The sequence below is a fragment of the Microbulbifer sp. HZ11 genome (genome assembly GCF_000708675.1).
Classification (GTDB): Bacteria; Pseudomonadota; Gammaproteobacteria; order Pseudomonadales; family Cellvibrionaceae; genus Microbulbifer.
Window position 1 is genome coordinate 320,662 of the sequence record NZ_JELR01000001.1, and the last position, 21,398, is coordinate 342,059.

The 21,398-nt window shown below is 54.6% G+C and carries 17 protein-coding genes, 4 tRNA genes and 1 pseudogene; 18 read left to right on the forward strand and 4 right to left on the reverse strand.

Annotation, left to right across the window (positions count from 1 at the left end; all coding sequences use genetic code 11):
* The first annotated feature begins 12 nt into the window (after positions 1–12).
* A complete protein-coding gene (locus AU11_RS01385) occupies positions 13–2,007 on the forward strand; it encodes a nucleoside-diphosphate sugar epimerase/dehydratase (protein ID WP_051687043.1) in 1,995 nt (664 codons plus the stop codon).
* A gap of 143 nt (positions 2,008–2,150) precedes the next feature.
* On the opposite strand, the gene AU11_RS01390 is transcribed toward AU11_RS01385, so the two are convergent.
* Together AU11_RS01390 and AU11_RS01395 are read right to left on the reverse strand one after the other, a co-directional pair.
* Positions 2,151–2,226 (reverse strand) — tRNA-Asn (locus AU11_RS01390).
* Between the two features lie 105 nt (positions 2,227–2,331).
* Positions 2,332–2,407: transfer RNA gene (locus AU11_RS01395), tRNA-Asn, on the reverse strand.
* 232 nt (positions 2,408–2,639) lie between these two features.
* Between AU11_RS01395 and uvrB the strand changes: the two genes are divergently transcribed.
* Complete coding sequence (gene uvrB / locus AU11_RS01400) at positions 2,640–4,649, forward strand: excinuclease ABC subunit UvrB (RefSeq protein ID WP_043315891.1); 2,010 nt, start codon at positions 2,640–2,642, stop codon at positions 4,647–4,649.
* 11 nt (positions 4,650–4,660) lie between these two features.
* On the opposite strand, the gene AU11_RS01405 is transcribed toward uvrB, so the two are convergent.
* On the reverse strand, positions 4,661–5,668 hold the full coding sequence (locus AU11_RS01405; RefSeq protein WP_051686851.1) for a DMT family transporter: 1,008 nt from the start codon (positions 5,666–5,668) through the stop codon (positions 4,661–4,663).
* A gap of 207 nt (positions 5,669–5,875) precedes the next feature.
* On the opposite strand from AU11_RS01405, the gene AU11_RS01410 reads away from it, so the two are divergent.
* The 16 genes from AU11_RS01410 (at position 5,876) to AU11_RS18205 (ending at position 19,829) form a co-directional block, all read left to right on the forward strand.
* Positions 5,876–5,952, forward strand: a tRNA-Val gene (locus tag AU11_RS01410).
* A 121-nt stretch (positions 5,953–6,073) separates the two neighbouring features.
* Entirely contained in the window at positions 6,074–8,008 is a 1,935-nt protein-coding gene (gene thrS, locus AU11_RS01415; RefSeq protein WP_043315892.1) for a threonine--tRNA ligase, read from the forward strand.
* A 52-nt stretch (positions 8,009–8,060) separates the two neighbouring features.
* Positions 8,061–8,588: a translation initiation factor IF-3 gene (gene infC / locus AU11_RS01420; RefSeq protein WP_043315894.1), complete on the forward strand. Its 528-nt coding sequence runs from the start codon at positions 8,061–8,063 to the stop codon at positions 8,586–8,588.
* Positions 8,589–8,729: 141 nt separating this feature from the next.
* A complete protein-coding gene (gene rpmI / locus AU11_RS01425) occupies positions 8,730–8,924 on the forward strand; it encodes a 50S ribosomal protein L35 (protein ID WP_010131383.1) in 195 nt (64 codons plus the stop codon).
* 36 nt (positions 8,925–8,960) lie between these two features.
* Positions 8,961–9,320 (forward strand): 50S ribosomal protein L20, encoded by a 360-nt coding sequence (gene rplT / locus AU11_RS01430; RefSeq protein WP_010131381.1) that lies wholly within the window; start codon positions 8,961–8,963, stop codon positions 9,318–9,320.
* A 226-nt stretch (positions 9,321–9,546) separates the two neighbouring features.
* On the forward strand, positions 9,547–10,560 hold the full coding sequence (gene pheS / locus AU11_RS01435) for a phenylalanine--tRNA ligase subunit alpha (RefSeq protein WP_043315896.1): 1,014 nt from the start codon (positions 9,547–9,549) through the stop codon (positions 10,558–10,560).
* An 80-nt stretch (positions 10,561–10,640) separates the two neighbouring features.
* On the forward strand, positions 10,641–13,025 hold the full coding sequence (gene pheT, locus AU11_RS01440; protein WP_043315898.1) for a phenylalanine--tRNA ligase subunit beta: 2,385 nt from the start codon (positions 10,641–10,643) through the stop codon (positions 13,023–13,025).
* A gap of 132 nt (positions 13,026–13,157) precedes the next feature.
* Positions 13,158–13,463 (forward strand): integration host factor subunit alpha, encoded by a 306-nt coding sequence (gene ihfA / locus AU11_RS01445; RefSeq protein ID WP_043315900.1) that lies wholly within the window; start codon positions 13,158–13,160, stop codon positions 13,461–13,463.
* Positions 13,444–13,809 (forward strand): MerR family transcriptional regulator, encoded by a 366-nt coding sequence (locus AU11_RS01450; protein WP_043315902.1) that lies wholly within the window; start codon positions 13,444–13,446, stop codon positions 13,807–13,809. Before ihfA ends, AU11_RS01450 begins: the two co-directional genes overlap by 20 nt.
* Before the next feature lie 137 nt (positions 13,810–13,946).
* A tRNA-Pro gene (locus AU11_RS01455) sits at positions 13,947–14,023 on the forward strand.
* Between the two features lie 261 nt (positions 14,024–14,284).
* Positions 14,285–16,603, forward strand: a complete 2,319-nt coding sequence (locus tag AU11_RS01460) for an ATP-binding protein (RefSeq protein WP_156035070.1) — start codon at positions 14,285–14,287, stop codon at positions 16,601–16,603.
* Positions 16,604–16,632: 29 nt separating this feature from the next.
* Positions 16,633–18,176 (forward strand): IS3 family transposase gene (locus AU11_RS01470; protein ID WP_156035073.1). Its coding sequence is split into 2 segments (ribosomal slippage): positions 16,633–17,104 and positions 17,104–18,176, totalling 1,545 coding nucleotides; the frame shifts between segments, so codons are not numbered across the junction.
* A 95-nt stretch (positions 18,177–18,271) separates the two neighbouring features.
* Entirely contained in the window at positions 18,272–18,616 is a 345-nt protein-coding gene (locus tag AU11_RS01475) for a hypothetical protein (protein WP_043315908.1), read from the forward strand.
* A gap of 402 nt (positions 18,617–19,018) precedes the next feature.
* Positions 19,019–19,315 carry a hypothetical protein gene (locus AU11_RS01480; protein ID WP_043315910.1) on the forward strand — a complete coding sequence of 99 codons (297 nt, stop codon included), beginning with the start codon at positions 19,019–19,021 and terminating at the stop codon, positions 19,313–19,315.
* Positions 19,309–19,665 carry an IS66 family insertion sequence element accessory protein TnpB gene (gene tnpB / locus AU11_RS01485; protein WP_043315912.1) on the forward strand — a complete coding sequence of 119 codons (357 nt, stop codon included), beginning with the start codon at positions 19,309–19,311 and terminating at the stop codon, positions 19,663–19,665. The genes AU11_RS01480 and tnpB overlap by 7 nt, the downstream gene beginning before the upstream one ends.
* A 26-nt stretch (positions 19,666–19,691) precedes the next feature.
* A complete protein-coding gene (locus AU11_RS18205; RefSeq protein ID WP_156035077.1) occupies positions 19,692–19,829 on the forward strand; it encodes a hypothetical protein in 138 nt (45 codons plus the stop codon).
* A gap of 12 nt (positions 19,830–19,841) precedes the next feature.
* On the opposite strand, the pseudogene AU11_RS01490 reads toward AU11_RS18205, so the two are convergent.
* Positions 19,842–21,387, reverse strand: a pseudogene (locus AU11_RS01490) (IS3 family transposase).
* Positions 21,388–21,398 lie beyond the last annotated feature (11 nt).

Here is a 21,398-nt window from a genome sequence, read left to right on the forward strand (position 1 = left end):
TTTGGGGGGTTGGTGAAAAGCTTTTATAAAGCTGCGCAAAAAAACTACAAGCCGTTTTTGATGCTCTGCTATGACCTGCTGATGCTCACGGCTGCGTTTTTACTGGCCATGACCATTCGCTTTAATGGTGCTGGCACGGTCACCGAGCCCGCTATGGCGTTGTGTCTGGCCATGACACTCATTTCCAGTAGTTTTATTTTCCTCCGCCTGGGGTTGTATCGCACGGTAATCCGCTACATGGGTCAGCAGGCTATTGTGGCTGTGCTGCAGGGCGTGACGGCGTCTGCCGTGGTCTTGGCGGTGGCTTCCTACCTCACCTATGCCGGTGTGCCGCGCTCTGTCCCGGTCATTTACTGGTGTTTCGCGCTGATTACCGTGGGTGGTTCCCGCTGGTTGGTGCGTGTCTACTACCAGATGGCGCTGGAAATTCACAAAACTCGCGTTGCAATTTACGGTGCGGGTACCGCTGGCCTGCAGCTGTACAAGGGGCTGATTCACGGCGAGATGTACAAGACCGTCGCTTTTTTTGACGACAACGCCTCCAAACAGAATACGCTGATTGATGGTGTATTGGTTTATAGCCCGGCCAATATCCACGAAGTGATTGCCGAGCGGGACATTTCCGAAATCCTGCTGGCAATGCCCGGCGTGCCCAAGCGTCGTCGTCGAGAGATCACTCGCAGCCTGCGTGAGCGCGGTATCGTGGTGAAAGTGATTCCGGGTATGGAGGAGTTGGTAGACAGTGCCGGCCGCGTATCCGATGTCTCCCAGATTTATGAAAACATCCTGGGGCGTGCCCCGGTTGAGCCGCAGAAAGAGCTGGTCTCAGCATCCATTACCGGCAAGGTGGTGATGGTGACAGGGGCGGGTGGCTCTATCGGCTCGGAGCTTTGTCGTCAGATTATCCAGTGGGCACCTGCCAAGCTGATAATGCTCGAGTCTTCAGAGTTCTCCCTGTACCAGATCGAGCGCGAGTTACAGCAACAGCAGCAGGATGAAGGCCTGCAAGTGGAAGTGACAGCGCTGTTGGGGGATGTTCGTAATCGCGGGCGGGTTGCCGAGATTATCCAGTCATTCGAAGTGCACACCATCTATCACGCGGCGGCCTACAAGCATGTGCCGCTGGTGGAGCAGAATGTGGTGGTGGGTGCCGAGAATAATGTGCTGGGTACTCTCGCCGTGCTGGAAGCTGCCGAGGCGTACGGCGTGGAGCAGTTTGTACTGGTTTCCACGGATAAGGCGGTGCGCCCGACCAATGTCATGGGAGCGACTAAGCGCCTTGCCGAGTTGATCTGTCAGGATTTTGGGCGTCGTTTCGGGCGTACCCGGGTTTGCATGGTGCGTTTCGGAAATGTACTGGGTTCTTCAGGCTCGGTTATTCCGCTGTTTACCGACCAGATCAATGCCGGCGGCCCGGTGACGGTGACCCACCCCAAGGTGACCCGTTTCTTTATGACCATTCCTGAAGCGGCACAGCTGGTGCTACAGGCGGGAAGCATGGGGCGCAAAGGGGAAGTCTTTGTGTTGGATATGGGTGAGCCGGTTCGCATTCTGGATATTGCCCGGCGTCTGATTCAGATTATGGGTCACACCGTGCGCGATGAGGCCAACCCCGATGGCGATATCGAAATTCAGATTTCCGGGTTGCGCCCGGGTGAGAAGCTTTACGAAGAGTTATTGCTGGGGGATGCGGTTGCGGGAACTGATCACCCTATGATCATGCGCGCCGAAGAGGAGCGCCTGCCCAGTGAGCAGCTTCAGTCGTTTATGGTCGAGCTGAAAGACGCCTGCGTGCGCCAGGATTGTGCTGCGGTGCATCGCCTGTTGATTGAAGCGGTGAAAGACTATACGCCGAAACAGGAGTTGGTGGACACAGTCTGGACGCAGTTGTCGGAAGCCGGTGTATCTGGAAGTGCTGTGTCGGAGGGCGCAGAAGTGCGTCGTTTGCCTGTAGCGTCAGGTGGTCGCCGGGTGCAAAGAATCACCGGCGAAGTGCCGGAAGTATAATTGATGGATACGTGGGGTGGGGCGAATTGTGTTTGCCCCCTCCGTATTCCCGGAATAAAGGCCCAATCAAAGTGCCTGCCGAGGCCACCAAACGTCAGGCAATAAAAAACCCCGTAACCGGTTAGGGTACGGGGTTTTTTGTTTGGCTCCGCCTGCTGGGCTCGAACCAGCGACCCAATGATTAACAGTCATTTGCTCTACCAACTGAGCTAAGGCGGAATTTTCGGTTAGGGCGCCTGCCTCTTGGTGAAGGTGGCCCTGAAAGAGCATAGCTCTAAATAAAATCTTCGTGGCAATTAAGTGTCGCAACGAACATTTTGAATTTGGCTCCGCCTGCTGGGCTCGAACCAGCGACCCAATGATTAACAGTCATTTGCTCTACCAACTGAGCTAAGGCGGAACTGCCTGATCGGTCTTGCAAATGCCGTCCCGGTCAGGTGGCGCGTATCTTATAGAGCACCCCAAACCAGGTCAACCCTTTTACCTAAAAATAAGCCTTTGATTTTGCAGTGTTTATTTTCTCGCCGCCCCGTTCAAGCTAAGACCTGATTTGTCCCGCACCGGGGTGTGCGCCTACAATTTCCCACCCCGGAGTGCCGGGCGTGAAGCGAAACCGGAGTGGTAGTTGGTCAATGGAAACCCGTCCTTTTGAAGTTGCCAGTAAATACGAGCCCGCAGGGGATCAGCCAGCCGCCATCGAGGCGCTTGTTGAGGGGGTGGGAGATGGTCTGGCGCACCAGACTCTGCTGGGGGTAACCGGCTCCGGCAAGACCTTTACCATGGCCAATGTCATTGCGCGCCTGCAGCGCCCGGCCATCGTCATGGCGCACAATAAGACCCTGGCAGCTCAGTTGTATGGTGAGCTCAAGGAGTTTTTCCCGCGCAACGCGGTGGAGTATTTCGTTTCCTACTACGACTACTACCAGCCGGAAGCCTATGTGCCGTCGTCGGATACCTTTATTGAGAAGGATGCCTCGGTCAACGAGCACATCGAGCAGATGCGCCTCTCTGCCACCAAGGCGCTGATCGAGCGCAAAGACGTGATTGTGGTGGCGACAGTATCGGCCATCTATGGTCTGGGTGATCCGGACAAGTACCTCAAAATGGTGCTGCATCTGGATCGTGGGGATATCGTCGATCAGCGCACGATTCTGCGTCGTCTCGCCGAGCTACAGTACACCCGCAACGATGCGGATTTCCGCCGTGCTACTTACAGAGTGCGCGGGGATATCATCGACATCTATCCCGCGGACTCGGATCTGGAGGCGGTGCGCCTCTCTCTGTTCGATGAGGAAATCGAAGAGATTACCCTGTTCGACCCGCTCACCGGGGAGGTGCTACAGAAAGTTCCGCGCATCACCATTTTCCCGAAGTCCCATTACGTGACCCCGCGCGAGACCATTGTCGACGCCATCGACCAGATTAAAGAGGAGTTGAAAGAGCGTCTCGAGCAGATGCGGGAGAACAGCAAGTTGCTGGAGGCCCAGCGACTGGAGCAGCGCACCCGCTACGATCTGGAGATGATGCAGGAGCTGGGTTACTGCAACGGTGTGGAGAATTACTCCCGCTATCTGTCCGGGCGCGACCCCGGCCAGCCCCCGCCCACCCTGTTCGATTATCTGCCCCACGATGCGCTGCTGTTTATCGACGAAAGTCACGTGACCGTGCCGCAAATCGGCGGTATGTACCGCGGCGACCGCTCCCGCAAGGAAACCCTGGTGGAATACGGTTTCCGTCTGCCATCGGCGCTGGATAACCGGCCGCTAAAGTTTGAAGAGTGGGAGAATCTGTCGCCGCAGACGATTTTCGTGTCGGCCACCCCGGGTAAGTATGAGCAGGAACATGCCGGCGCGGTGGTAGAGCAGGTAGTGCGCCCCACGGGCCTGGTGGATCCGGAAGTCGAGATTCGTCCGGCGGCGACCCAGGTGGACGATACCCTGTCGGAAATTCACCGCTGTGTGGACAAGGATCAGCGCGTGCTGATTACCGTTTTGACCAAGCGCATGGCGGAAGATCTGACCGAATACCTCCAGGAACACGGCGTGCGAGTGCGCTATCTGCACTCGGATATCGATACCGTGGAGCGGGTAGAGATCATCCGCGATCTGCGCATCGGTGAGTTCGATGTGTTGGTGGGGATCAACTTGCTGCGGGAGGGGCTGGACATGCCTGAGGTGTCTCTGGTTGCCATCTTCGATGCGGACAAGGAAGGCTTTTTGCGCTCAGATCGCTCGCTGATCCAGACTATCGGTCGCGCCGCGCGTAACCTGGAGGGCAGGGCGATTCTGTACGCCGATAAAGTCACGGATTCCATGAAGCGCGCGCTGGAGGAGACGGAGCGCCGCCGCGAAAAACAGCTGGCACACAACGCGGAACACGGCATTACCCCCAAAGGCATCCGCAAGAGTGTCGCCGATATCATGGAGGGCGCCATCGCTCCCGGGGTGCCCAAATCACGCCGTAAAGTGGCTGAGAAGGGTGCTGCCTACAAGGCCGATCAGAAGCCGCTTACCGATCAGCAGCGCTGGGCGCGCATCGAAGAACTCGAGGAGCAGATGTACAACCACGCCAAAAACCTGGAGTTCGAGGCCGCCGCCAAGCTGCGCGATGAAATCACCAGGCTTAAAGAGGCGGCGCCGTAAGGTGTTGGTTGCTAGTTCGTCTGATTGGTTGCGGGCGCAGCCTTGGGTTGTGTTGGTTGCTTCACCGGCTGCTTCACTGGTTGCTTCAATAGCAGCAGGCTGCCGATAATCACCACCATGCCGAACAGGTGGATCGTGGTAAAGGGTTCCCCCAGTACCAGTGCGGCAGCAATCAGTGTCACCACCGGGCCGGATGTGCCAATGGCGCCGGTCGTCGCGGAGCCGATCTGCAGGATCGCCGCGCTCATCATTAACGACGGAATCACCGTGCACAGAAACGCGACCGCCAGCGCATAGCTGTAAACCGGCCACGGTTGTTGCAGGCGCGACCAGTCCCCCTGGATTGCAAAATGCACCGCAATCGCGGCGCTTGCGGCCATCATGGCCAGGGCGGTGAACTGCCGGCTTCCTAGTGTCTGGATCACTTTCTCGCTGAAGGCCACATAGAGTGAAAAGCTGAGTGCACTGCCGAAGGTCAGAAGCGCGCCCCAGCTCACGCCCTCAAGGTTTACCCAGGAGGGGGTTGGCACCCCGGTACTGAAATCCTGGTCCTGCCAGTAAATCAACAGAATCCCCCCGTAGGCGCCCGCCAGGCACAGCAGCTGCCGGGGTGAAGCGGATTTCCCCAGAAACAGCCAGCCGAGGATCAGTACCAGGGTGGGGTACAGGTAAATGATCAGGCGCTCGAAGTTCGCGCTGATATAGCGCAGCCCCTGCAGGTCGAGAAAGCTCGCCAGGTAATAGCTGCAGAGCCCCAGAGCGACGGTAATCAGCAGGTTGCGTCCGCTCACCGGTTGCCACTGTCCTCGCTGGTGTAGCAAAAGCAGAATGGCGATGTAAAACGGCAGTGCCAGGGCCATGCGCAGGAGAATAAAAGTCTCCACATCGACGCCATAGCGGTAGGCCAGTTTGATAAAGATCGCCTTAATGGAGAAGAGGGCGGCGGCGCCCAGTGCCAGCAGAAATCCACTGCGGCTGATATTGCTGTCAGTGGCGATGTCGGTAGGTGAGGTGCTCATAAAGTCCTTTAAATACTATGGCAGGAGACCGGTCGGACACGGTTGCGGTCTCGGCGCTGCATCCTGCAGCCGGGCCACGATACCCCAAGTGCTTGATTGGCGGAAATTTTTTCTGATTTCGGCAGTTGAAAAGCAAAAAAGCTGGTGCTAAAGTTCGCGTCCTCTGCAGCGGGGGCCGTGTCCTACGGGTTCCAGTTGTCAGTCTTTAGACCCGTAGCTCAGTTGGTTAGAGCGCTGCCTTGACATGGCAGAGGTCAGCAGTTCGAGTCTGCTCGGGTCTACCATTTTCTCGCGAGTTCTTTCTCCTATCCTGATCTAGCTCGCACCGGGCCAAAGCCCACTCTTCACACACTGTGAATCACGCGGTCTTTCGTAGGGATCGCCACTGAAACAAAAGGAAGAACAATGCCTGTTGTTACCCTCCCTGACGGTTCCCGTCGCGAATTCTCCAACCCTGTTTCCGTATTCGACGTTGCCAATGATATTGGTCCCGGCCTGGCGAAAGCTGCCCTGGCGGGTGTTGTCGACGGCAAGGAAGTGGACACCAGTTTTGTGATTGATCACGATGCCGACCTGGCCATCGTGACCGATCGCCAGCCGGAAGGCCTGGAAATCATTCGTCACTCCACCGCACACCTGCTGGCCCAGGCGGTCAAGCAGCTGTACCCCGGTGCTCAGGTCACCATCGGCCCGGTGATCGAAGACGGCTTCTATTACGATTTCGCCTACGAGCGGCAATTTACCCCGGAAGATCTGGAAAAGATCGAGAAGCGCATGGAAGAGCTGGCCAAGGAAGATATTCCGGTCAGCCGTCGCCTGCTGCCCCGGGATGACGCGGTCAAATACTTCCGTGAGATGGGGGAAGAATACAAGGCGGAAATTATCGCCAGCATTCCCACCAACGAAGATATCTCCCTGTATCGCCAGGGCGACTTTGAAGACCTGTGTCGCGGCCCGCACGTGCCGTCTACCGGCAAGCTGAAGGCCTTCAAACTGACCAAAGTGGCCGGCGCTTACTGGCGTGGCGATGCCAAAAACGAAATGCTGACCCGTGTTTACGGTACCGCCTGGGCCAACAAGAAAGAGCTCAAGGCGTATCTGCACCGTATCGCGGAAGCGGAAAAGCGCGACCACCGCAAGCTGGCGAAGAAGTTTGACCTGTTCCATATTCAGGAAGAAGCGCCGGGCATGGTGTTCTGGCACCCCAACGGTTGGACGGTATACAGCACCGTTGAGCAGTACATGCGTGAGCGCCAGCGCGAGCGCGGCTACAAAGAGATCAAGACCCCGCAACTGGTGGATTTCTCCCTGTGGCAGAAATCCGGTCACGCCGACAAGTTCGGCGACGACATGTTCACACTGACCAGCGAAGAGCGTCAGTTCGCCATCAAGCCCATGAACTGCCCCTGTCACGTGCAGGTGTTCAATCAGGGCCTGCGCAGCTACCGCGATCTGCCCCTGCGACTGGCGGAGTTCGGCTCCTGTCACCGCAGCGAACCCTCCGGTTCCCTGCACGGCCTGATGCGTGTGCGCGGTTTTGTGCAGGACGATGGCCACATCTTCTGTACCGAAGATCAGATCCAGTCCGAAGTGTCCGAGTTCATGGACCTGCTGCACGCGGTCTATAAAGACTTCGGCTTCGAGGAAGTGATCTATCGTTTATCTACCCGTCCGGAACAGCGCGTCGGCTCTGACGAAAGCTGGGACAAGGCGGAGAAAGCCCTGGCGGATGCCCTGAATGCGGCGGACCTGCCGTGGGAAGAGCTGCCGGGTGAGGGTGCCTTCTACGGGCCCAAGATCGAATTCTCCCTGAAAGACTGCCTCGGCCGTGTATGGCAGTGCGGCACCATTCAGGTGGACTTCTCCATGCCGGGCCGCCTGGACGCCCAGTATGTGGCGGAAGATGGTTCCCGTCAGACCCCGGTAATGCTGCACCGTGCGACCCTCGGGTCGTTCGAGCGCTTTATCGGTATTCTGATCGAGAACTACGAGGGTGCCTTCCCGACCTGGCTGGCCCCGCAGCAGGTGGCGGTGCTGAATATCACCGACCGCCAGTCTGAATACTGCCAGAACCTCGAGTCCAAGCTGGGTGCAGAAGGTTTCCGCGCCGCTGCCGACTTGAGAAACGAGAAGATCGGCTTTAAAATCCGCGAGCACACGCTTCAGCGTGTACCTTATCTGCTGGTAATCGGCGATAAGGAAGTGGAAAACCAGACGGTCGCCGTGCGGACACGTAGCGGTGAGGACCTCGGAACCATGACTTATGAGTCTTTCCTTGAGCTCCTCCGCCAGGATGTGGATCGCCGCGGCCGTTCGTCTATTGAGGGCGCAGCTGAATAAGTGCCCAGTAGACTTTTATTAATTACCGGAGACGAGTGTTATTAAACGAGATATGAAAGGAAAGTCCAAAAAGGCCCGCATCAATGATCAGATCGAAGCATCGCAACTGCGACTGATCGGTGCGGATGGTGAACAGGTAGGTATTGTTTCTCTGGAAGAGGCGCTGGAACACGCGCAGAAAGCCAGCCTGGATCTCGTTGAAATCGCCTCGGACTCCGACCCCATCGTCTGTAAAATCATGGACTATGGCAAGCACGTATTTGAGGCCAAGAAGGCTAAAAATGCGGCTAAGAAGAAACAGAAGCAGCAGCAGATCAAGGAAATGAAGTTCCGTCCCGGTACCGATATCGGCGACTACCAGATCAAGCTGCGCAACCTGACCCGCTTCCTGGAAGCCGGGGACAAGGCGAAAGTCTCCCTGCGCTTCCGCGGCCGTGAAATGGCCCACCAGGAGTTGGGGATGGAAATGATGCAGCGCATCGAGAAAGATCTCGAGGAGCTGGGTACTGTGGAGCAGCGGCCGAAGATGGAAGGCCGTCAGATGATCATGGTCATCGCGCCCAGTAAAAAGAAAAAGTAAGGCGCAGGGTTCACTCTGCACCTTCTTTTCGGGAAGTGATCGGGCGACGGCTGCCTTCTCACTCCCGCACAGTTACAGGCCTCGGCCTGTAGCCAATTAAACAAGCCCATTCGTGGGTCATTATTTACTTTGGAGTACAAAATGCCGAAAGCAAAAGTACACAGTGGCGCTGCCAAGCGCTTCAAGAAGACGGCTTCGGGCTACAAGCACAAGCACGCCAACAAGAGCCACATCCTCACCAAGATGACCACCAAGCGTAAGCGTCAGCTGCGCGGCACCAACACTTTGAACAAGTCTGATGCCACCCTGGTCGATCGCATGCTGCGCGCCAAGTAATTGGCTGCACACGTAAGTTTTTAAGAGGATATTGATATGGCCCGTGTAAAACGTGGTGTAGTGGCGCGTCGCAGTCACAAGAAAATTCTGAAGCAGGCTAAAGGTTACTACGGTGCGCGTTCTCGCGTATTCCGCGTAGCCAAGCAGGCAGTCATCAAAGCTGGTCAGTACGCTTACCGCGACCGTCGCGTTAAGAAGCGTAACTTCCGCGCTCTGTGGATCACGCGTATCAACGCCCAGTCCCGCGCTGAAGGCCTGAGCTACAGCCGACTGATTGCTGGCCTGAAGAAGGCGGATATCGCTCTGGATCGCCGTGTTCTGGCTGATCTGGCGGTATACGACAAAGCCGCTTTTGCTGCCGTAGTTGAAAAAGCCAAGGCAGCCCTGGCAGCTTAATTAGCGCCTGCAGAATAAATCGGCCCGCGAGGGCGGATTTGTGCTTTAAAAATAGGGAAGGGCTGTTTGGCTCTTCCCTATTTTTTTATCTGTAATGTCTATACAGAACAAATTTATGACGCGGTGGACTGCTATTATCCGCTGCGGAAAATAAGTACTCATTGTCACTCATCGATCAGAACGAGTCAGAGCGAGCGAATAGCGAGCCTTAAGCGAGATAGTATCAATGCAAGAATTGCAGTCCCTCACCGAGCAGGCGCTGGCGCTGGTAGAAAAGGCCGGCGACCTCGCCGCACTGGACCAGGTGCGGGTAGATTACCTGGGTAAGAAAGGCCAGATCACCGCACTGCTGAAAGGTCTGGGCAAGCTCTCTGCGGAAGAGCGTCCCGCGGCGGGAGCCAAAATCAACGAAGCCAAGCAGCAGGTGCAGGACGCGATCAATGCGCGCCGTACCGCGATGGAAAAAGCCGCCATCGAAGAAAAGCTGGCCAAAGAGACCATCGACGTCACCCTGCCGGGCCGCGGTGAAGATCACGGCAGCATGCACCCCATCACCCGTACCCTGCGTCGCATTGAAGAGATCTTCCAGCGCCTCGGCTTCTCCGTCGAACAGGGCCCGGAAGTGGAGGGCGACTACTACAACTTTGAAGCCCTGAATATTCCCGCCCACCACCCGGCGCGGGCCATGCACGACACCTTCTATATCGATCCGTCCACGGTACTGCGCACGCACACGTCCTCCGTGCAGATCCGCACCATGGAAAAAACCAATCCGCCCTTGCGCATTATCTGCCCGGGCCGCGTGTACCGTTGCGATTCCGACGTTACCCACTCGCCCATGTTCCACCAGGTGGAAGGCCTGGTGATCGACGAAGGCGTGAGCTTCGCGCACCTGAAAGGCTGTATCGACCAGTTCCTCAAGGCCTTCTTTGAAGCGGACGTACCGGTGCGTTTCCGCCCGTCCTATTTCCCGTTCACCGAGCCGTCTGCGGAAGCGGATATCCAGTGCACCAACTGTGGCGGTGAGGGCTGCCGCGTGTGTTCCGGCACTGGCTGGCTGGAAATTCTCGGCTGCGGCATGGTGCACCCCAACGTCTTCGCCTCCTGCGATATCGACAGCGAAAAATACTCCGGCTTTGCCTTCGGCCTCGGCGTCGAGCGCATGGCCATGCTGCGTTACGGCGTAAACGACCTGCGCCTGTTCTTCGACAACGACCTGCGTTTCCTCAAGCAGTTCTAAATCGAATCCAATTTATTGGGAGCCCACTGTGTGGGTGAACCGCGCAAAGCGCGCAAGAAACAAATAGCTAGAGATCAGATATGAAATTCAGCAACGCCTGGTTACGGGAGTGGGTAAACCCGGACCTGACAGCACAGCAGCTGGCCGACCAGATCACCATGGCGGGCCTGGAAGTGGACGCCGTAGAGCCAGTAGCCGGCGCATTTTCCGGTGTGGTCGTGGGTGAAATCGTCGCCTGTGAACAGCATCCGGACGCCGACAAACTGCGCGTCTGTAAAGTAAAAGGCCACCCGGAAGGGGAGATGCAAGTGGTCTGCGGCGCACCCAATGCGCGCACCGGCATCAAGATTCCTTTCGCTTTAGTGGGCGCCAAGCTGCCCGGCGATTTCAAAATCAAAAAAGCCAAACTGCGCGGCGTCGAGAGCTTCGGCATGCTGTGTGCCCAGACCGAACTGGAACTGGGTGACGACAACGACGGTATCTGGGAGCTGCCAGAAGACGCCGTTACCGGCACCGACCTGCGCGAATACCTGCAGCTGGACGACAGCACTATCGAGGTCGACCTGACCCCGAACCGTTCCGACTGCCTCGGCGTCGCCGGTATCGCCCGTGAAGTGGGTGTGCTGAACCGCTGCGAAGTCACCCCGCCGGTTATCGAGGCGGTTGCCCCGGTAATCGACGACAGCCTGCAAGTTTCCCTGCTCGCCGAAGACGCCTGTCCGCGCTACGTCGGCCGTGTGATCCGCAACATCAATATCGACGCAGAAACCCCGCTGTGGATGCAGGAGCGCCTGCGTCGCAGTGGTGTGCGCAGCATTGATCCGGTGGTGGATGTCACCAACTATGTTCTGCTGGAACTGGGCCAGCCCATGCATGCCTTCGACCTCGCCAAACTGAGCGGCGGCATCAAGGTGCGTATGGCGGAGCAGGGCGAAAAGCTCACCCTGCTGGACGAGCAGGAAGTGGAACTGAAAGCCGACACCCTGCTGATTGCCGACGAGAAAGGCCCACTGGCCATCGCGGGCATCATGGGTGGACTGGATTCCTCCGTCACCAAGGCCACCAACGACATCTTCCTGGAAAGCGCCTTTTTCAGCCCGCTGGCCATTGCCGGTAAAGCCCGTTCCTACGGCCTGCACACAGATTCCTCCCACCGCTTCGAGCGCGGCGTGGATTACCGCCTGCAGGAAAAAGCCATTGAGCGCGCGACCCAGCTGCTGCTGGAAATCGTCGGCGGTGAGCCGGGCCCGGTACACCTGCGTGAAGTGACCGAAGCCATGCCGGCCGAGCGCAATATCACCCTGCGCCGCCAGCGTGTAAGCGGTGGTCTCGGTATCGAAATGAGCGATGCCGAGATCGTTGAGATTGTCACCCGTCTGGGCCTGGAAAAGATCGCTGAAGACAGCGAAGGCTGGACCTTCCTGGTGCCCAGCTTCCGTTTCGATATCGCTATCGAATCCGACCTGCTGGAAGAACTGGCACGCGTCTACGGCTACAACCGTATTCCCAGTGTCGCCTTGAAAGCGTCTCTGGATATTGTGCCGCGCGCCGAAGCCAATGTGGCCCAGTCCCGCCTGGAGCAGACCCTACTGTCCCGCGGCTATCAAGAGGCCATCACCTTCAGCTTTATCGATCGCGATGCCTCCGCCAAATTCGACCCGGAAGTAGAGCCTGTAGCCCTGCAGAACCCTATCAGCGCAGAGCTCTCCGTCATGCGCACCACGCTGATGCCGGGCCTGGTCAAAGCCCTGCAGTACAACCTCAACCGCCAGCAGGACCGCCTGCGCCTGTTCGAAACCGGCCTGCGTTTCGTGCCCGGCAATGAGGGTGGGGCACTGCAACAGGAGCGTATGCTCGCCGGTCTGATCTACGGTACCCGTCAGCCGGAAGGCTGGACCGGCTCCAAAGACCTGGTGGACTTCTATGACATCAAAGCGGATGTGGAAGCGCTGCTGAGCCACTTCGAGGCAGAGGGCGAATTCACCTTCGTTCCCGCCAGGCACTCCGCTCTGCACCCCGGCCAGTGCGCCGAGCTGCAGCGCAACGGCAAGCCCGTTGGCGTACTGGGCGCACTGCACCCGGAACTGCAAAAAGCCTACGACCTGCCAAAAGGTGCCTTCCTGTTTGAGCTGAGCCTGGACGGGCTGGGGCAGGCGGTCATTCCTGCCTTTATTCCACTGTCTAAATTCCCCGAGGTGCGCCGCGATCTCGCCATACTGGCAGACGTAGAGACCCCGGTTGGTCAGCTGGCTGAATCGGCGGTCAGCGCCGCTGGTGAATTTTTGACAGACTTCAACATTTTTGACGTCTATCAGGGCAAAGGCATTGATTTTAATAGAAAAAGTGTCGCCATGGGCTTGACCTTTCAGCATCCCTCGCGCACCCTTAACGACGAAGAAATCAATGCCGCCGTGCAAGCGGTTGTTTCTGAACTAGAACAAAAATACAACGCCAGCCTGCGCTGATTCGGAAATCGCTCCGGGGTACGCAGTCTGACGCGCGTATCCCGAGAGCGTCTGCCTCCGGGTTCCAAGCCAACGCGGTACCAGGCTGAACAACCGGGAGTCGACGCCTCTGAATCTGTTGGGCAGGAACCAATGACAGAGGCACTGACCAAAGCCGGGCTCGCCGAGAAGTTGTACGAAGAGCTGGGTTTCAACAAGCGCGAAGCCAAAGAAATCGTCGAATATTTCTTCGAGGAAATCCGCAACGCCCTTGAAAATAACGAGCAGGTCAAACTGTCGGGGTTTGGCAATTTCGATCTGCGTGACAAAAGCCAGCGCCCGGGACGGAACCCCAAGACTGGCGAAGAAATCCCCATTTCCGCGAGAAGGGTAGTCACCTTCAAGCCGGGGCAAAAACTCAAGGCACGAGTAGAAGAAGATGCTGGAAGCGAGTCATAACAGCGAACTCCCTGTAATCCCGGGGAAACGCTATTTCACCATCGGTGAGGTCAGCGAGCTGTGTGCTGTCAAACCTCACGTACTGCGCTACTGGGAACAGGAATTCCCGCAGCTCAGCCCGGTCAAACGTCGCGGCAACCGCCGCTACTACCAACACCAGGATGTCATCCTCATCCGTCAGATCCGTGCGCTCCTGTACGAAGAGGGCTACACCATTGGCGGCGCACGCCTGCAGATGGAAAGCGGTACCTCCGAGAAAGTGCAGACGGTTCAGCTGAACCAGGTGATCCCACAGATGATCGCCGAGCTCGAAGGTGTGCTGGAATTGCTGGAAGTGGAAGCCTGATCTAACCAGAGTCAAAAAGGCGCAAAACGGGCTTGCATTCCCTCCGTACTTCGGTATGATTTGCGCCTCATCGCCAAGCGATGCCCCTTATAAATCAAGCACTTACGTCACTTTGACCGCTCGGTTTATATCTCCATCGGAGTGTAGCGCAGCCTGGTAGCGCACCACACTGGGGGTGTGGTGGTCGTCGGTTCAAATCCGGCCACTCCGACCATAAAATCGTTGTAAATCAACGACTTAGAAGCCCGTCAAGTTAGCGGGCTTTTTTGTGTCTGGAATTTAAGTCCATATTAAGTCCTAGTGGCGACAATGCCGGCTGGTCTTGCAGCGCTTGCCATCAATAAGGAAGAGAGGTGGGCTGCTATCGCAATCGTATCCAGCAGTGACGCAGCCTCTGGAAGCCGTAGGTTGTGTCCGTCTTACTTTTACATGTATAAGAACTACTGGTCGCTTAGTTTAAAAAAAGGGGGCGCAGTTGGATTTAACGAAAAATAAAAGAAAGACCGCGATGTTGCTTTATGAACTTGAGGAGTCATTGGGTAACTATGTTCGTGACAACGAGGGTGCCATATCACTCGGGAACTCTGGATATTCCGATGTAAATATCGGAAATGAGCTCGAGAAGAGTTATCTCGACGATATTTTTAAGCTTGCTATTGCAGCAACTCAAGGTACAAGCTCGGAAAATCATGTTAAGCATTTGTACCGTTTAGCTCACGATTTATCTCTATTTGAAATTCGCAATGCGATTGCCCATCCTAATCGTACTTTTTTTAATTGTTACTGGTATAGGGTTGCAGCAATTTGCTCTGACCCGGCATTCGAGCGGCTAGGGATCAAGGAGTTAATGGGCTGCCTGTATTCCGCAGAGAATAATACGATAGAAGATCCACCTGAAGGGTGGGAAGACCGCTATAAATGGGAGATTCCTAATAATTTGCCAGCTACAGCGGAATCCGATGTTACGGGACTCATTGGCCGTAATAAGGAGCATGACTACCTTACCAAAAAACTTAAATCGCCAAGAACTAACACGCTTGCCATCGTGGCCCCTGGAGGATTTGGAAAGACAGCCTTGGCGATAGACCTTTTGAAGTCGATTGTGTCCTCCCCCAGTTCCACAGATTGGGTTGATGGAGTTTGTTATTGCTCGCTAAAGGTTGAGGAGTTGACACAGGGTGGGGCCAAAAAAATTGCGTCTGACTTCGAATCTCTGCAATTAGAGGATCAAGTTCGTAAGATATTAAATGACGTATTCGATGAAAATTTTGATAATATCCGCGAATTTATTGCAAGTTACGCAGATAAGAGGCTTTTGATTTGCATTGATAATCTTGAAACTATTCTTAGGGATAGTCCTGAGGTTTTTGAGGAGGTGGTAGATTTACTTCCACAAACGTGGAAGGTATTGGTTACAAGTCGAGTGACCATCACAAATGCTTATATCCACACGCTGTCCGAGCTGCCTGAGCGATCAGCAGAACATCTTGCGCGCCTCTATAATAAGAATCGAGGTGGTGAGGAGTTAGAGAACTCGAGATATTTGGAAATTGCGAAACTCTGCTACTGTAACCCTCTAGCAATACGATTGACGATCGATTTAATTTTATCTGGAAATGAAATTCCTGATTCAATTAGCCAGGCAAAATCTAGCATCTCTGAATTTTCATTTAAAAACTTAATCGATTCATTGCCCGATTTATCAGTTCAGGTGCTTGAGTTGATATTTATCCGTGGCGTGTGCGATAGGAGAAGTGTGTGTGAGATATTAGGTTGTAATCCTGACCAGGCTGCAGAGGCGTTGTCTAATCTATTCCGTACATCGCTGATCAAGAGGATTTCTTCTAAAGACGATGTTGAATCTTATCAGGTTAATGGCTCAGTTGAAGAGCTTCTCGCGTATAATCCAAAAAACTTACTAGTGCGAGAAAAAATACAACAAAAAATCTCCTCGAGAAAGGCAATAGCTACGCAAATTGATGTTCAGCAGCGAGTCAATAAAACCCCGTCTTGGCACATTGATTTTATTCCAGTTGATACTGATGACGCTCTTAAGATTATCTTGCAGAAGTCGAATAGAGCTTTCAAGAAGCGAGAGCTCCTCGCGGAAGCATATAAAGAATTTAAAGAAAAATATGTTCACTACTCGGAGAATGAGTTCTTTTTAAGGGCGTACGCCTTAATACTCTTAAAGCTTCAGTTAATTGATCAGGCTGAAGTTGAATACAAAAAGGCTGTTTCAGCATCTGATAATCCTTTGGTTATGATGTATGGTTTGGGGCGATTTTATCATTCTGCCATGCAGCCAGAAAAGGCTGTGGTCGTATACCGAGATATTCTTTCGGACTTTGGTAGGGTTGAATTGGTTGATGATTTTGAAGACTTTGAAAGATCTGTTTACCAAGGTTATTACCTGGGGCTGATTTATACAGGGGAGTTCTTGCAGGTTATTGAGGAGACAAAAAAATGGAAGGAATTGGGTCATCTCAAGGGTATTGTAGGTACATTTAGAGCTACGGCCTTTAAAAGAAAGTTGGAGCTAGAAATACATTCGGATCATGAAGGGGCGAAGAAATCCCTAAATAGTGCGTTGAAGATTACAGACGAAGTGTTGTCTCATGAAGGCTACGCAGCTGCTTTCTGTGTTCAAGCATTTAAGTTGGTTGAAGAAATTATTGTATGTTTTGTAAATCAATTATTTCGTAAAAACAATGTTGATCTTGCCCGTGATGCTCTAGTTTTTTGTGATAAGCACTTACTTGATATTGTTGACGGGCCCTATGTGTCAGGGTAGTTGTCGCCTGAACTTTTCAGAGGACAACCATGCCCCACTATTCACCTGAACGTAAAGAGGCCATCCTCAAGAAGATGGCGCCGCCTCACAGCATGACCGTTGCCGAACTGGCGAGCCAGGAAGGCATCAGTACCGCTACCCTGTACAATTGGCGTAAAGCCGCCAGACAACGAGGTGCTGTTTTGCCTTCCAACTCTGCTACTCCCGATAATTGGAGTAGCGAAGAAAAATTCAAAGTCGTCCTTGAAACTGCCCCAATGACTGAGGCGGAGCTCAGTGAATACTGCCGCAAGAAAGGCCTTTACCCCGAGCAGATTGAGGCCTGGAAAACGGCCTGCATGTCAGCCAATGCTGTATCTGACGAGCAGTCTAAACGCAACCAAAAGGCCAGTAAGGCCGAGAAAAAGCGTATCAAAAAGCTTGAGGCAGAGCTGCGACGTAAGGAGAAGGCGCTCGCTGAAACCGCTGCGCTCCTCACACTGTCAAAAAAAGCCGAGGCGATCTGGGGCCACAAAGACGAGGACGAATGACCAGCCTCCCAGATCGCCAGCAGATCGTTGCTCTGATTGCCGAAGCCAATCGCAGCGGAGCCCGGCTGGCCAAGGCCTGTGCCTTGCTGAACTTGAGCGTACGCACCTATCAACGCTGGGTCACTGACGAGGTTGTCAGGGAAGATCAGAGGCCCGTGGTGCCGAGGCCGGAGCCATCGAACAAACTGACGGCTAAGGAGCGTCAAGCCGTAATAGCCCTGTGTAATCAACCTGAATACCGAAGCTGCCCTCCAGCATTTATTGTTGCTGACCAGCTGGATCAGGGCCATTATCTCGCCTCTGAATCAACGCTCTACCGGGTTTTACATGAATACAATCAAGTCCACCGTAGAGGCCGCCAGAAGGCGCCGGAGCGGAAGCGAGCAGCGACCACACACAAAGCATCAGAACCAAACTGTCTGTGGTCGTGGGATATCTCGTGGCTACCAGGACCAGCATGCGGAACCTGGTATTACCTTTACTTGGTTATGGATGTTTACAGCCGGAAAATTGTCGGCCATGAGGTGTATGAGCGTGAGACCGGAGAGTTGGCTTGTGAGTTTATCGAGAAAGCCTGCTGGCGTGAGCGCCTGACGGCGAAGAGCAAGCCGCTTGTACTGCACTCCGATAATGGTAGCCCCATGAAGGCGGCGACATTCCTGGAGAAACTGTATGACCTTGGTATAACCCCCTCGAACAGCCGCCCCCGAGTGAGCAACGACAATGCCTACTCTGAGTCATTGTTCAAGACGCTGAAGTTCCGACCGGGCTTCCCGGCAAGTGGCTTCAAAACGATCAATGAAGCTCGGAACTGGGTGCTGGCGTTTGTGCGATGGTACAACACCGAGCATCGCCACAGTGGCTTGAACTACGTAACACCTGAGCAACGCCATAATGGAGAGGCTCACGAGATACTGATTCAGCGCAGAGTTGTGCTTGAGGCTGCGAAGGCCAAGAACCCTCGACGCTGGTCAGGAGAAACCAGAAACCTCAGCTTGCCGGAGTCAGTAATGCTGAACCCGGACAAGGCGGTAAATTGTTAAAGAGCTGATACCTTAAACGCGACAACTACGTTGACAGATACCGCGGGCATCCAAGGGCGAATTTGGACTCGGTTGTTGAGAAAGTTAGTTCGTTGATGGAGATTGATGTACCCGATAATCCTTTCAAATCAAAGTATAGATGGAAAACATACCTTTCTCCGATAATTTCTAACGGGGTTGAAATCGATGAAATTGTTGGAGAGTTCGTTTTAGTGAAAATTGTGCATTTCGCTAAGAATGAAAAGGGGAACCGGTCTAATTTCCTTTTTGCAAAGGATGCAAGTGATGAAGAATACTTTGTTCATTTGCAATATCTGACTAATTGTGAGTGGCAGGACTGGGTGAAGCTGCGAGAGGGGAACCAATTGGCGGTTCTTTCTTTTGATAGTGTTAAGGGAAAAGCTCATCATGTGACGGATTGTCTGATGATAAATACGTAGTTAAATTTGCCCGTACAGTTATTGACAGTACTCCAAGGGAGGGGCGTTCGCCCCTCCTATTGCTCTCGCCTCCGCTCCGCAGCTTTCGAATTCAGCAACTGGTCGAACTGTCCATTCGTGAAAGCGGGTGACAACCCGAGATTTGGCTTGGAATAGCAGGCCGATCAGTTTTTGAGCTTCTTGGCCGTATTTGTTTAATCCCTCTTTGGCGACGTGCAGCGCCCGCAACGGTAGGCTGGCTCGTTCTGGAGTGGGGCCACCAGATAGCTCGGTAAAGGTCTCCCAGTCTCCCTTATCAGCGGCCTCGATGAGTCCTTTTAAAGTAAGCGCTCAATTAACCCCATCTAAAACTCGGCAACCCTGCCCGGTACGCTTCTGATTTTTAACGATCAGGAGATCCACATGACCACCCAAAGTAAAACCGATTTCTGGCAGCAGCACATTGCGGACTGGCATGCTAGTGGTTTATCTCAGGCTGTCTACTGTGACCAGCACAATCTAAAGCTCAGCACCTTCACCTACTGGCGCAGCAAGCAGAGCAAGCCCCGGCCGAAATTGATCCCGGTATCTATGCCGACAACCTCCGATCTGGCTGAGCTCTCACTGCCGGGCGGGATTCAGCTTCAGCTTCCGGTCACCGCTCTTGGGCAAATACTGCCGATACTGTGGCGCCTGCTGCGAGAGCAGCGCACATGTTAAGGCCGGCACAGTCCGCCCAAGTTTACCTGTACATGGAGCCGGTGGACATGCGCAAGTCCATCGACGGCCTCGCGGCACTGGTGGAGCTGGAGATGGAGCTGTCGCCAGCGCTCGAGGCCATCTTCGTGTTCTGCAACCGCGGGCGCGACAAAATCAAGCTACTCTACTGGGAACGCAACGGCTTCGTGGTCTGGTACAAGCGCTTAGAGAAACAGCGCTTCCAGTGGATGCGCGATGCGGACTTTGTCTATCAGCTACGCACTGGTCGCGATCTAAACCAGCTCCTCGACGGGCTCAATATCTGGAGCCAAAAACCCCACCGATCTATCCAGTTCGACTCGGTTACCTGAGCCCGCGCTGCGATACAATGGCGGTCATGAAGAAGCTGACCGCCGAACAACTCCCAGATGATATCGATGCGCTGAAAGCGCTTCTGGTTCAGCAGCAATCTCAGTTGCTGCAGAAGCAGCAGCGTATCGACCTCGGTATCTGTCAACGTAGTTGTCGCGTTTAAGGTATCAGCTCTTTAACAATTTACCGCCTTGTCCGGGTTCAGCATTACTGACTCCGGCAAGCTGAGGTTTCTGGTTTCTCCTGACCAGCGTCGAGGGTTCTTGGCCTTCGCAGCCTCAAGCACAACTCTGCGCTGAATCAGTATCTCGTGAGCCTCTCCATTATGGCGTTGCTCAGGTGTTACGTAGTTCAAGCCACTGTGGCGATGCTCGGTGTTGTACCATCGCACAAACGCCAGCACCCAGTTCCGAGCTTCATTGATCGTTTTGAAGCCACTTGCCGGGAAGCCCGGTCGGAACTTCAGCGTCTTGAACAATGACTCAGAGTAGGCATTGTCGTTGCTCACTCGGGGGGCGGCTGTTCGAGGGGGGTTATACCAAGGTCATACAGTTTCTCCAGGAATGTCGCCGCCTTCATGGGGCTACCATTATCGGAGTGCAGTACAAGCGGCTTGCTCTTCGCCGTCAGGCGCTCACGCCAGCAGGCTTTCTCGATAAACTCACAAGCCAACTCTCCGGTCTCACGCTCATACACCTCATGGCCGACAATTTTCCGGCTGTAAACATCCATAACCAAGTAAAGGTAATACCAGGTTCCGCATGCTGGTCCTGGTAGCCACGAGATATCCCACGACCACAGACAGTTTGGTTCTGATGCTTTGTGTGTGGTCGCTGCTCGCTTCCGCTCCGGCGCCTTCTGGCGGCCTCTACGGTGGACTTGATTGTATTCATGTAAAACCCGGTAGAGCGTTGATTCAGAGGCGAGATAATGGCCCTGATCCAGCTGGTCAGCAACAATAAATGCTGGAGGGCAGCTTCGGTATTCAGGTTGATTACACAGGGCTATTACGGCTTGACGCTCCTTAGCCGTCAGTTTGTTCGATGGCTCCGGCCTCGGCACCACGGGCCTCTGATCTTCCCTGACAACCTCGTCAGTGACCCAGCGTTGATAGGTGCGTACGCTCAAGTTCAGCAAGGCACAGGCCTTGGCCAGCCGGGCTCCGCTGCGATTGGCTTCGGCAATCAGAGCAACGATCTGCTGGCGATCTGGGAGGCTGGTCATTCGTCCTCGTCTTTGTGGCCCCAGATCGCCTCGGCTTTTTTTGACAGTGTGAGGAGCGCAGCGGTTTCAGCGAGCGCCTTCTCCTTACGTCGCAGCTCTGCCTCAAGCTTTTTGATACGCTTTTTCTCGGCCTTACTGGCCTTTTGGTTGCGTTTAGACTGCTCGTCAGATACAGCATTGGCTGACATGCAGGCCGTTTTCCAGGCCTCAATCTGCTCGGGGTAAAGGCCTTTCTTGCGGCAGTATTCACTGAGCTCCGCCTCAGTCATTGGGGCAGTTTCAAGGACGACTTTGAATTTTTCTTCGCTACTCCAATTATCGGGAGTAGCAGAGTTGGAAGGCAAAACAGCACCTCGTTGTCTGGCGGCTTTACGCCAATTGTACAGGGTAGCGGTACTGATGCCTTCCTGGCTCGCCAGTTCGGCAACGGTCATGCTGTGAGGCGGCGCCATCTTCTTGAGGATGGCCTCTTTACGTTCAGGTGAATAGTGGGGCATGGTTGTCCTCT